This window comes from Martinezella lusitana (genome assembly GCF_016901135.1).
In the GTDB taxonomy this organism is placed as follows: Bacteria; Pseudomonadota; Alphaproteobacteria; order Rhizobiales; family Rhizobiaceae; genus Rhizobium; species Rhizobium lusitanum_D.
Window position 1 is genome coordinate 272,369 of record NZ_JAFEVL010000003.1, and the last position, 12,679, is coordinate 285,047.

10 protein-coding genes are annotated in these 12,679 nt (G+C 59.6%); all 10 read right to left on the minus strand.

Annotated elements, in window-relative coordinates; all coding sequences use genetic code 11:
* Position 1: 1 nt before the first annotated feature.
* Positions 2 to 772, minus strand: coding sequence for a glutamine amidotransferase (locus tag JTP94_RS02005; RefSeq protein ID WP_204848882.1), 771 nt, complete (start codon positions 770 to 772; stop codon positions 2 to 4).
* A 29-nt stretch (positions 773 to 801) separates the two neighbouring features.
* The gene (locus tag JTP94_RS02010) at positions 802 to 1,872 is read right to left on the minus strand and encodes a phosphotriesterase (protein WP_204848883.1); all 1,071 of its coding nucleotides are present in this window, start codon (positions 1,870 to 1,872) and stop codon (positions 802 to 804) included.
* 1 nt (position 1,873) lies between these two features.
* Entirely contained in the window at positions 1,874 to 2,878 is a 1,005-nt protein-coding gene (locus JTP94_RS02015) for an ABC transporter permease (RefSeq protein ID WP_204848884.1), read from the minus strand.
* Positions 2,875 to 3,684, minus strand: a complete 810-nt coding sequence (locus JTP94_RS02020) for an ATP-binding cassette domain-containing protein (protein WP_204848885.1) — start codon at positions 3,682 to 3,684, stop codon at positions 2,875 to 2,877. Before JTP94_RS02020 ends, JTP94_RS02015 begins: the two co-directional genes overlap by 4 nt.
* Complete coding sequence (locus JTP94_RS02025) at positions 3,681 to 4,631, minus strand: substrate-binding domain-containing protein (RefSeq protein WP_204849026.1); 951 nt, start codon at positions 4,629 to 4,631, stop codon at positions 3,681 to 3,683. Before JTP94_RS02025 ends, JTP94_RS02020 begins: the two co-directional genes overlap by 4 nt.
* Positions 4,632 to 4,670: 39 nt before the next feature.
* Complete coding sequence (locus JTP94_RS02030; protein ID WP_204848886.1) at positions 4,671 to 5,708, minus strand: LacI family DNA-binding transcriptional regulator; 1,038 nt, start codon at positions 5,706 to 5,708, stop codon at positions 4,671 to 4,673.
* A gap of 324 nt (positions 5,709 to 6,032) precedes the next feature.
* On the minus strand, positions 6,033 to 7,172 hold the full coding sequence (locus JTP94_RS02035) for an alpha/beta hydrolase (RefSeq protein WP_204848887.1): 1,140 nt from the start codon (positions 7,170 to 7,172) through the stop codon (positions 6,033 to 6,035).
* A gap of 216 nt (positions 7,173 to 7,388) precedes the next feature.
* Positions 7,389 to 10,460, minus strand: a complete 3,072-nt coding sequence (locus tag JTP94_RS02040) for an efflux RND transporter permease subunit (protein WP_204848888.1) — start codon at positions 10,458 to 10,460, stop codon at positions 7,389 to 7,391.
* The gene (locus JTP94_RS02045) at positions 10,457 to 11,539 is read right to left on the minus strand and encodes an efflux RND transporter periplasmic adaptor subunit (RefSeq protein ID WP_204848889.1); all 1,083 of its coding nucleotides are present in this window, start codon (positions 11,537 to 11,539) and stop codon (positions 10,457 to 10,459) included. The genes JTP94_RS02040 and JTP94_RS02045 overlap by 4 nt, the downstream gene beginning before the upstream one ends.
* Complete coding sequence (locus tag JTP94_RS02050) at positions 11,539 to 12,615, minus strand: efflux RND transporter periplasmic adaptor subunit (RefSeq protein WP_204848890.1); 1,077 nt, start codon at positions 12,613 to 12,615, stop codon at positions 11,539 to 11,541. Before JTP94_RS02050 ends, JTP94_RS02045 begins: the two co-directional genes overlap by 1 nt.
* Positions 12,616 to 12,679 lie beyond the last annotated feature (64 nt).

Consider the following 12,679-nt stretch of genomic DNA (forward strand, 5'->3'; position numbering starts at 1 on the left):
CCTACGACCTCTCGGTCAGCCAACCGAGAATGTTCTTCCAAAGGCGTCCATAGCCCTCCCATTCGCAGAAGGCCGGTGACAGCCAATGCGGTCCGATATCCGAGGTCCAGGCAGCCGTGCGGCCATTGCCGAATTTGCCTGTGACAAGCAGCGGATGACCGCCTTGGTCGTCCGGCAGGCGGGCAATGACTTCGACGTCGGCCCGTTCACGCACCTCGACCTCGTTGACACCCAGGAGCAGAGGCCATTCCTTCGGCAGGCCGGTGACGGTCGCATGATCCGGTTTTTCGATGACGGGCGTAGTCCCTTCCGAAATTTCGACGCGGTCGTCATAGGGTAGGCATGTGACCGGCAGCACGTCCTCGACGGCGGTGCGGCGCCAGCGGGCCTTGCCATCAATCCCCTGGAACGAAAAGTAGCCGCCGACCATCAGCAGGCCGCCGCCCTTCTCGACCCAGGCCTTGAGCAGCTTCAGGCGGTTCGGCACGGTCTTGGAGTGGAGCCAGACATCCGGCGGTAGAAGAAGAGAGTTGGCACCGATATCGGAGAGGATGATGGCGTCATAGGCATCAAGTCCCGCCATCTCGAAGGGCAGCTTTTCGACCGCTTCGTGCGCGGGCATATAGGTCAGCTCATACTCGCTGCCGGCGAGAGCCTTGACGAGCGGTTCGGCACCGAGATGAAAGGTGACGCTTCCGAACTGGTCGAACCCTTTGTAATGCGTCGCCGAACTGACCCAGCTTTCGCCGACCAGAAGAACCTTCTTCGTCATGATGTTTCCATTTCTATTTTTCTTGATGGTTAGATCGTCGCTTCGAAGACCGACCGCGGATTGGCGCGCATGAAAATGTCGAGCGTCTTGTCATCCAAGCCGTGACGTTTCAATCGCGGCAGGAAGTGGCGCAGGATATAGGCATAGCCGTTGCCGCCATAATGCTTCAGCATCATCTTCAGGAAGACGTCGTGCGACAGCAGTATCCGGCCGACATGGCCCATCTCGACCAACTTGACGATCGCGCGGGCCACCTCCTCATCGCTCGGGCACTGCACCTGCTGGTCGGCATAGAAAAAATCCATACCGATCATGTCGTATTCGAGGAAGGCGCCGCGGGCAGCCAGCTCCGACTGATAGGTGAGATCGTCATGCGACGGGTTCATGTGGCAAAGGACGGTATGCCTGAGATCAGCGCCCTCGGACGAGACGATGTCGAGAACCTTATGGCCCAAACGGAACCAACCGGGCAAATGCACCATCAGGGGCAGGCCGGTGCGTGTCTGCGCCTGCGCCGCGCCGCGCAGCGACTTCTCCTCCTGCGCGGTAAAGTCGGAGGAGACGCCGATCTCCCCGATCAGGCCGATCCTGACATCGGTATTGTCGGCCCCGACCGTAGCTTCGAGGACGATCTCGTCGGCGATATCACCGACCGACATGGCGGCGACCCTTACCGGATGCGAGGAGCCGAGATAGAAGCCCGCCCCCATCACGATGTTCAATCCCGTGGCCTTGGATATGCGCCGCATCGCCAGCGGATCCCGGCCGATGCCCTGGCAGGTAGGCTCGACGACGGTCTGGCCGCCAAGCCCCGCAAAGTCCTCAAGTTCTTGAATGGCAAGCTTTTCATCATCAAGCGTAATATTATGCTTGTTGACGAAGGGATCCTGCCGAAGCTCGCTCAAGATTTCCATGCAGACGAAGCCTTCGGCGAGATATTGCCGTTCGGGCGTCTTCGGCGCATGCCACCAGCAGCGGCAGTCGTTGAGGATATGCTCGTGCATCAGCGTGAGGCCGAGGTCGGACACCGGAATTGGTCCACCCACGGTCATCACCATGCCGGAGCGCACATGACCTGGCGAAAGCTCGTCGATCTTCATGTCAGGCTTTCCTCTTGCGGGCGAACCGGAAATTGGTGGTGAAGATGCGAGTGTTGAGCCAAATGGCGACCAAGATGATCGCACCGGTGACGATCTGGGTGAAGAAGGGCGAAATATGCATCAGGATCAGGCCGTTGCCGATGACGGCGATGGTCATGGTGCCGAGGACCGTGCCGATCATCGTCCCACGGCCCCCCATCAATGACGTACCCCCGAGGACAACCGCCGCAATCACCTGCAGTTCGAAACCGACGGCGGCATTCGACGAGCCGGAACCGAGACGCGCCGCGATCAACAATCCGGCCAGCGCCGAGGCAACGCCCGATACCAGATAGGCCGAGGCAACGATCCACTTGGCGGGCATGCCGACACGGCGAGCCGCCTCCATGTTGGAACCGACCGCCACGATCTGCCGGCCATATTTCGTGGCCGCAATGACGACATAGCCGACGACCGCAATGACGATTGCGATCAGCGCCGGCACGGGAAAGCCCGCCAGTTCACCGCGCCCCATGTAGAAGAAGCCCGGGACGTCATTGATGGGGATCGAATAGCCCTGTGTCAGATAGAGCGCCACGCCGCGCAGGATGGAGAGCCCGGCCAGGGTGACGATGAAGGCCGGAATGTCCTGATAGGCAATAAACCAGCCCTGCAGCAGGCCAATAATACCGCCGAATACGAGCATGCCGAGCGACACGATGGGCCAGGGCAGGCCCGTGGCGAGCGTGATCGCGGCAACCGCATTTATGAGCGCCAGCATGGAGCCGACCGACAGGTCGATGCCCCCGGTGACGATGACCATGGTCATCGCGATCGCCACGATGAGAATGGGGGCGGCCTGGCGCACGATGTTGAGAATATTGCCTGCGGTCATGAAGGTCGTCGTCGTCAGCGAAAAGAAGACGAGGCAGGCCAGGAAGAAAAAGGCGATGGATAGAACCTGGGCATGCTCGCCGAAGAAATCGGCCAGCGGCGAACCCTTGGCGCGTTCGGTATAGAGGGTCAATGTCCTTCTCCCCCGACGATGAGCTTAACGAGATCCTCGAGATTGGTCCTGCCGATATCGCGCTCGGCGACCTTGGTGCCCTCGTACATGACGGCGATCCTGTCGCAGACCCTGAAGAGATCCTGCAGGCGATGGGTGATGAGGACGACGGAGACGCCCTTGGCCTTGACCCGATTGATCAGGGAAAGGACCGCCTCGACCTCAGCCACGGCCAGAGCCGATGTTGGCTCATCCATGATCAGAACCTGCGGATTGAAAGAGGCGGCGCGCGCAATCGCGATCGCCTGCCGCTGGCCGCCGGACAGTTTCTCGACCTTGGCCGAAAGGCGCGGAATGCGGATTTCCAAAGCATCCAACATCTTGCGAGCCTCGACCAACATTCTCTTGCGGTCAAGGAACGGCCCCCTGGTCAGCTCGCGCCCGAGGAAGAGATTGCCGACGACGTCGATATGATCACAAAGGCTCAAATCCTGGAAAACCATCTCGATATGGCGGTCGCGAGCGTCCGCCGGACCGGAGAGGCGAACCTCTTCGCCGTTCAATGAAATCGTCCCCTCATCCGGCAGATAAGTGCCGGAGATAATCTTAGTAAGCGTTGACTTGCCCGCGGCATTGTCGCCCACAAGGCCGAGGCACTCGCCGGGAAAAAGATCAAGATCAACGCCGCGGAGCGCCTGATGCGAGCCGAAAGTCTTGCGGATACCCCGCAAGGAAACGGCCGGCGTCGGCATCGATCGGCCGGGAGGCTGCGAGGAGACTTGCGCCTCCCCGGCTCCGGCATGAACAGGCCGGTTCTCTGTGATCATTTGAAAACAGCCCGGTACGGCTCGACATTCTCCTTCGTCACGATCGTGATCGGCACCGAGATGCTTTTTTCGACGCTGCCGCCGGACGTCAACTTGGCAAGCGCTTCGACGGCCGCCTTGCCTTCGCCTGCCGGATCCTGTTGAACCACGGCAACAACGTAGCCTGCATCGAGGCCAGCGATGGCCTGTGCAGTGAGATCCCAGCCAAATACCTTGATACTATCTTGTTTACTTTGGCTTTGTACGGCGGCGATTGCTCCAAGAAGAGCCGGTTCGCCGGTTGCATAGATTGCCGTCATGTCGGGATTGCCGGTGATGAGATTTTCGGCAGCGGACAGCGCGTTGTCCTGGATGTTCTGGCCATCGACAACGCCAACCGTCTCGATCCCATCGCCCTTGATGGCGTCTTCAAAGCCTTTCTGACGAACGTTCTGGATATAGGAGTTTAGGGCACCGACAATTCCGACCTTTGCCTTGCCGCCCATGTTTTTCTTCACGTAGTCGAGGAAATGGGCGCCGATGTCGGCACCGGCCTTGCCGTTGTCGACGCCGATCTGCGATTTCTGTGGGCCTTCCGGCAGGATAGCGTCAATCGCGACGGTCGGAATACCTGCGTCGGAGGCCAGTTTGACGGCCGGCATGATACCGTTCACGTCGATGGCGACAACGATCAGGCCGTCCACTTTCTGCTGGATATAAGTCTCGATGGCGCTGTTTTGCGCCGCGGCGTCATTGTTGGCGTTGAAGATGACGAGCTTGTCGCCCGATGCATCGGCCGCCTTCTGCGCACCTTCGTTGATCTGGTTGAAAAAGAGGGCCTGCTGGTTGATCTGTACCAGCGCATAGGTCTTGCCCGCGGCGTGAGCAAGCGATGCGCTCATGGCGACACCGGCAAGGGCGGTGAAAGCGAGCGCGGTATTGAACGCCCGACGTCTGATCTGTTTCATCATGTTCTCATCCTCTGGTTTGGTTATCTTTGCTTATTGTTACCGTTGCTTATTATCGGTCGACGGCGGTGCAACGGAATTCCGCACGACGATTTCGACTGGCACGAGTTCCTCGGTGGCGAGCTGTTCGCTCTCTTGCCAGTTTGTTTCTAGAAGAAGGGATAGGGCACGCCGGCCGATGGCACGCACCGGCTGGCGGATCGCCGTCAAAGGCGGTGCAAAGAGATGCAAGGGGCTGACATCGTCGAAACCGATGATCGACAGATCATCGGGAATGGAGATGCCGTGTTCACGCAGCACTTCGATCATGCCGATCGCGATTTCGTCCGAGCTGGCAAAAATGGCCGTCGCAGGCGATCCTTCCTCAAGGAAACGCCGTGCCATCTCCCGACCGCAAGCGACCGTATATTCGACGCTGTAGCGCCGGATCGAAAATGCTTCGCCAAACCGCTCCTGCAGACCGCTGCGCAATCCATTGAAGCGGCGCTGCGTACTGATCATCGCATCGGGGCCTCCGACAAAAAGCACGTTACGATGCCCGAATTCAGCCAGGTGACGGCCCGCGAGATAACCGCCCTGCAAGTTGTCGCAAAAGAGCTTGGGCACCATCGCGAGCGGCACGTCCTCGTCGACAACGATGACCTTCCCGGTTCGATTGATGAGTGCCGCCAGTTCGCCGTCGTCTGGATGGTTGGTCACGAAAACAAGGCCGTCAACATGATTATGCTCAAGCAGCCGAAGATAGGCGACTTCACGCCCAGTACGATTGAGGGTCGCATACAGCGAGACCGCAAGACCCAGATCGTTGGCTGCCTCCTCGACGGCGGCAACCATGGTGGCAAAAAAAGGATTCGCGATGTCGGGGACAACGAGCCCAATCGTATCGGAACGGCCACGGCTCAAACGACGCGCATGAGGGTTGGGCTGATATTTTAGGGCGGAGATCGCTTCGTCGATGCGTTGCTTGGTTGCGGCCGGCAGATCGAGTGAACCATTCAGCATGCGCGAGACAGTGGTCACCGATACCCCGGCGGCTTTCGCCACATCTTTCAAACCGGGAGCTCGTTCATGCGCCATGGTCTTGTAAACCGCTTTAGTAAATCGCTTTACTAATCCTGTTTGACAATCGTGGATCTGTCAAGCGCCACACTGCGTGTTCATTCATTGCCGAACACCGCGTGTCCGGTCGACCAAGCATTTTCGGGAAAGCGTGAGCCCATCTGCTCTATCGGTCCAGTCGGAGCCCTGATCCGCGCTGGCGCCGTACCGCAACATCAAGTTGCCGCTCGACGGTTGCAGCATAAGTATCCGGCATCCATGTCTGGTGCGAATTTATACAACAGAGCCGTATTTCGCCCTCCCGCAAACGACCCCTGCCTGCATAAAAATCAAGGAACTCACCTATTGCGGATTGACCACCTTGCTCACCAATTTGAAGGGGCTGGCGACCGTGGCTCCCGCCGTGTCGAAAATGAAGGCGCCGACCTGTCCAGCGGATCTGCGGTTGGCCGGCTCATCGAGCGATGCCAGTTGCGGATAAAGTTTGGCAAGGCTCACAAAACGATCATGGCCAAGCCCATCGGACCCTTTGACAGAAGTGATGTCAATGACCTTAACTCCGAACTTAACTGCCGCTTCCCTGATTTGCGGATCATCGATATCCAGACGACCTACCCTCGGATGGTTGGCATCAAGAAAGCTGGACGCGGCAAGCGCACGGTCGTCTTTCGAAACAAGCAGGGTTAGCGGTATTTTCAGTTTGCCAATCACGTCCATCTGCCTGCGAAAGACGTCGGCATCGATGTCAGGTGCGGCAAGCACGATGCGCAGCTTCGACAGGACATCGTCCCGGCCTTCGAGCTTGAGCTGCCGCACGGTTTCCATGATCAAAAATCCACCCATGCTGTGCCCAAACAGGATGATATCCCCGCTGTTTCGATCAGCCGAGACCGAGACCAGAAGCGAGGCGAGATAATCTCGGGAATAGAGTACGGATTCGCGATCGGCGATGTAGCCCGTCAATGCCCCTTGCGACGGCCATGCGAATAGAACCGGAACCACGTCCATCTTTGCGTCGGCTGCCATTTGCGCCAACCGGAAGAGCGATTCCTGAAATGTATAGTTATAGCCATGGACAAATATGGCGACGGGCCGGTGCGTCATCTTTTGGGCGGCCACATCCTTGTCAAAGACCGGTGCCGTCAGTGCGCCTTGAGAGGTGACAACGAAATCGGTTTTTGCATTCGGCGCACCCTTTGGCCATTCGATCGTCGAAGCCTTGTGATCCGGCGGGATCGATATCGTATATTTGGCGTAGTTCAGATCATCAGCGCGTCCCACTGAAAATCCGTTGTCGTTTCCCTTGTCCTTTGTCCGGGTCGTCGCTGCGTAGAGCGTAACTTCTTGTGTACTGGCGTTCTTTGCCGAGACGACCTTGAGAACCTCAGGCCCCGGACGTCCGGCGCATGCACCGAGGATGAGAAGGATGCCAAATGGGAAAAGCAAATGTGGGAAACGGTGGAAGGAGGCGAGAAACTGCATTGTGCTGAAATCCGATAAAATGATTATTTTCGTGGATTGTACCGATGTCGGCTGCTCAACAGCCTTGCCGACACCGTTCTCGCTTAGCTTCAGCCTCCCATGTCGCCTGCTTGGATCATATCCAGTGCCGATGACGCGAGTTGGCGCTCTTCCCCTGATAGGCGACATGAAATTGCCAGCGCACCGCCGTCCGGACCGGCGGTGCGCTATGCTTCGTCAAGTCTGCGGCACGCCTTCACCCACATCGCGTGACGGGCGCTTGATCCTGAACCACGCGACATAGAGCGCCGGCAGGAAGAGCAGCGTCAGGACGGTGCCGACCACGATGCCGCCCATCATGGCGTAGGCCATCGGTCCCCAGAACACCTCCCTCGATATCGGGATCAGCGCGAGCGTGGCGGCCGCTGCGGTCAAAAGGATCGGCCGCATTCGGTGCTCGGTCGCCTCGACCACGGCTTGCCAGGGAGGCACGCCACTCTCTCTTAGATGCTCGATCTGCACGATCAGGATGACCGAGTTGCGGATCAGAATGCCGATCAGCGCGAGAATACCAAGGATCGCCACGAACCCCATGGGCGCGTTACTCGACAGTAGCGCGATGACGACGCCGATCAGTGCCAGCGGGGCAACGGCGAAGACCAGAAACAGGCGGTGGAAGCTCTGAAGCTGGATCATCAGGATCGTCGCCATGGCGAACAGCATCATCGGCGCCACCGCGGCGATCGGGCCTTGCGCCTTGCCGCTTTCCTCGACGGCGCCGCCCACGACGACCGAGTAGCCGACAGGGAGTGTCTTTTCGAACTCCGCCACCTTCGGCTCCAGCTGCGTGACGACCGTTGCGGGCTGGATCGCGCCGACGACGCCGGCCTTGATCGTGATCGTGGGCACCCTGTCACGCCGCCAGACAACCGGCTGCTCGAGCTCGTAGCGGAATGTCGCGACCGCTGACAGCGGCACCGATTTGCCATTGGAGCCAGGCAATTGCAGGTTCTGCAGCGTGTCGATCGATCCGCGTTCCGATCCCTGGGCACGGCCGATCACATCGATGAGATAGATGTCGTCACGGACTTGCGTGGTGCTGGAGCCCTCGACAATACCGTTGAGTGCCGTTGAGATATCCTCTGACGTCACCCCCAGCTGCCGCGCCTTGTCCTGAAGAACATCGACCTTCACGACACGTGCGGGCTCATTCCAATCAAAGGTCAGGGCCGCGAGAGAGGGGTTCGTGCTGACGATGCCCGCAAGCTTCTGCGCAAGATCGCGGACGGTCTGAATGTCCGGGCCACTCACTCTGTACTGCACGGGCTTGCCGACCGGCGGGCCGATATCGAGAAGCTTTACGAATGCGTCCGTTCCGGGGAAGGTCTTGTTGAGATAGGCCTGAAGATCGGCCCGAACCTTGTCACGGACGTCCAGCCCCTTGGTGACGATGACCGTCTGGCCGAAGCTAACGTCGGCGGGCTGAACATCGAACGACAACAGGAAGCGCGGAGCGCCCTGGCCGACATAAGTGGACCAATGGTCGATCGACTGATTTCCGACCAGCATGTCCTTTTCGAACTGCGCCATCTGGCGGTTCGTCTCGCCGATCGAGCTGTTTTGCGGCAGATTCCAGTCGACTACGAGTTCCGGCCGGTCGGAAGACGGAAAGAACTGCTGCTGGACGAAGCCCATTCCGGCGACGGAAAGCCCAAAAGCGGCAACCGTAATGATGATCGTGACGTAGCGGAAGCGCATGGCGAGATCGAGCGCGGCCGCAAAGATCGACGCGAACCTGCCCTTCTTCTCGTGATGCTGCTTCATCGTGTTCGGCAGGATGCTGACGCCGAGCAGCGGCGTGAACAGGACCGCCACAATCCAGGAGACAAGAAGAGAAACCGCGATGACGACGAATAGCGTGAACGTGAATTCGCCGGCGGCGCTGTCGTTAAGGCCGATCGGAATGAAGCCTGCGACCGTGACCAGGGTGCCGGTCAGCATCGGAAAGGCGGTGGAAGTGTAGACGTAAGTGGCTGCCTTGCGCAGGTCGTCTCCCAATTCCAGCCGCGCCACCATCATTTCCACCGCGATCATCGCATCGTCGACGAGAAGGCCAAGCGCGATGATAAGCGCGCCCAAGGAGATGCGCTGCAGCGATATTCCCGAATAGGCCATGACCAGGAAGGTAATCGCCAACACCAGCGGGATCGAGATCGCCACCACGAGACCGGCGCGAAGCCCGAGGCTGATAAAGCTGATGGCGAGAACGATGACGATCGCTTCGAACAGTGCGCGCGTGAAGCCCGATACCGCCTCATCGACCACGGCCGGCTGATCGGACACTTGATGAACGTCGACGCCGATGGGCAAATCGCCGACGATGACGCCCATCTCCTTTTCGAGAGCCTTGCCGAACTCCAGCAGGTTCGATCCGTCCTTCATGCCGATCGCCAGACCGATTGCCGGCTGGCCGTTGAAACGGAAGAGCGAAGACGGCGGATCGACATAGCCGCGTTTGATCGTCGCAATATCCGTCAGCGGGAAGAAGCGATCGTTGACGCGAAGGTTGATGGCGCGCAGGCTCTCCTCGGACGTAAACTGCCCTCCGACGCGCAAAGCGATGCGCTCGGGGCCAGCTTCCACAAAGCCCGACGCCGTCACTGCGTTCTGCGCTTGCAACGTCGCAATCACGGCTTGTCGATCGATGCCGAGAGCTGCGATCTTGCGGGTCGAGAATTCCAGGTAGATTGCCTCGTCCTGAGCGCCAATGACGTCGACTTTTCCGACATTAGGTACAGTCAGGATCTTCGAACGGGCGTCCTCGACCCGGTCGCGCAGCTGCCGCTGCGAAAGGCCGTCGCTGGTGAAGGCGAAGATGTTGCCGAAGACGTCACCGAACCGGTCGTTGAAGAACGGGCCGACGACGCCGGACGGGAAGTCGCCCTTGATGTCGGCGATCATGTTGCGGATGCGCACCCAGGTTCCGGAGACGTCCTTCGCTTTCGTTGTTGCCAGGAGGTCGACAAAGACAATCGTCTGTCCGGCGGTCGTGATACTGCGCGTCACATCGAGCGACGGCAGTTCCTGGAGCTTCTTTTCGATGCGATCGGTGACCTGTTTCGTCACATCCTCGGCGGATGCACCCGGCCATTGGGCCTGGATGACCATCGTCTTGATCGTGAAATTCGGATCTTCCTCGCGTCCCAGGCTGACGTAGGAGAAGACCCCGGCGATGATGAAGACGATCATGAAGTACCAGACGAGGGAGCGATGCTCGAGCGCCCAGTCGGAAAGGTTAAACGTCTTCAAGGGGTCGTCTCCTGATTAATTCTGACTTGCTGGCCTTCGGAGAGGTGATTGACACCGGCTATCGCGATGCGGTCGCCGGGCTTCAGCCCCGACAGAACGGTGACCGGGCTTTCGTCGCCATCCGGTTTTGCGATTTCCACCGGGCGCAGCGAAACCGTTTTTTTCTCCGGATCGACGACCCAGACGTTTGCTTTGCCATCTTTCTGCAGAATTGCCGGCGGCGGGACGGAGATTGTCGGCGAGGCATCGGTCGTTGCCGCGACGGTGACGATCGAGCCGAGCCGGAAGGCCGACGGCGGATTGTTCAGACCGATCTTGATACGCTGCGTGCGGGTTGCCGCCTCGGCTTCCGGAGCTATTTCGCGAACCGTGCCGCTGGCGCGAATGGTGGTGTCGAGCTGAAGGGCGATCTCGAACGGCGAGCCCATCTTCAGGCCCTGCATGTCGGCTTCCGGAATATCCACGACCACGTCGCGGAGGTCCGGTTGGGCGACCGTCAGAACGGTATCGCCCGCGGACACCACCTGTCCGACTTCCGCCGATGTCGCCGTGACGACACCGTCGAACTCGGCTTTCAACTGTGCATATCCAAGCTGTTCTTCCACCTTTGCAAGATTGGCCTGCGCCTTGGCAACGGCGGCGCTGGCGGTTTTCTCTGCCTGCTGTGCGCTCTCGAGAGCTGCCTCGCTGCCGGATTTGGCGTCCGCAAGCGCCTGCTGCCGTTGCGCGGTCGTAGAGGCGTTGGCCAATTGCGCCTGGCTGTTCGAAAGATCGGCCTGCGCGCTGCGGACCGCAAGCTGGAGGGACAATGGGTCGATGGCGGCGACGACTTGTCCCTTGGTGACGACGTCTCCAACCCCGACGTCTCTGGCAATGAGGCGGCCGAGTACCCGGAAGCCGAGATCGGTTTGAATGCGGGGCTGTACGACGCCTGCCAGCTTTAGAGTGACGGCCGCCTGCGGCTGTACCAAGACCGACAGCAATGGGCGGATTTTCTCCGGTGGAGCATCGGATTTTTGCTCGCAGGCAGCAAGGGCGACGGCTATTGCGGAGATCGCGATGATCGAGCGTCTATTCATTATTTCGTCTCCGGTGTGGCCGATACCTGCTGCCCGGGCCGGAGGAACTTGCCTCCTTCGACGACGACCAGATCCTTCGGCTCCAGGCCGCTGCTGACGGCGAACTTGCCCGTTTGATACTCGGCGACATCGATCTTCTTCATCGAGACCGTCTGCTTGGAGGGATCGACAACCCAGACGGCAGGCTTGCCGCCGCTCGAGGTCATTGCGCTCCATGGCAGCAGGATTGCCGGGCGTGGCTGCGCCGTGAATGTGCCGACGACCACGGCACCGAGCGGCATGCCGTCGCCGCTTTTATCGAGGCCCACTTTCACGCGGATCGTGCCCGTGGCGGAATCGATTGTGGGAGACACCTCGCGAACGGGCACCGATATCCGTTTTGCGGGGCTGGACAGAAGGCTTACCTGAACATCCGCTTTCGACTTTTGAAGGAACAGCGATTCGAATACATTAAAGACCGCGTCACGCGGTCCGTCATGGGCAAGCGTAAACACCGACTGGGCGGCTTGTGCCACCTGCCCGACCTCCGCATTGCGTGCCGTAATCACACCGTCGGCATCTGCCCGCAACTCCGTGAACGAAAGCGCATCCTTGGCGGTGCCGAGCTGAGCCTGCGCCGCGTCGAGCGTGCCTTGCGCGGTCAGAAGCGCTTCCTGCGCCGCGTCATAGCTGGCGCGGGTTGTCACTTGATTTGCGAAAAGACTTTTCTGGCGATCCGAGGCAAGTTTGGCCTGCATCAGCTGGGCTTCGGCCGAATGGAGGCTCGCCGTTGCGACATCGACATCCGCTTCCTGCTCCTGAGGATCGATCTTCGCCAGAACCTGACCGGCCTTGACCTCGGAGCCGACGTCCACCGATCGCTCAATGATCCGGCCGCTGACGCGGAAAGACAATTCCGATTGAATCCGCGCCCTGACCTCGCCGGTCACTGCCGTATTGGAGGCATAGCTGGAGAGCTCGGCGCTCACGGTGCGCACTTCCCGACTGGCAGCGGACTGATCACCGCTTTTTTCGCTACATGACGAAAGAATGGCTGCCGACGTCGCCAGCCAGATTAGATTTCTGGAAATTCCCATGAAGGCCCCGATCGAACACCGAACCACTTTGCGTTTTCGGACAGATAAACTTGACTAACCGATT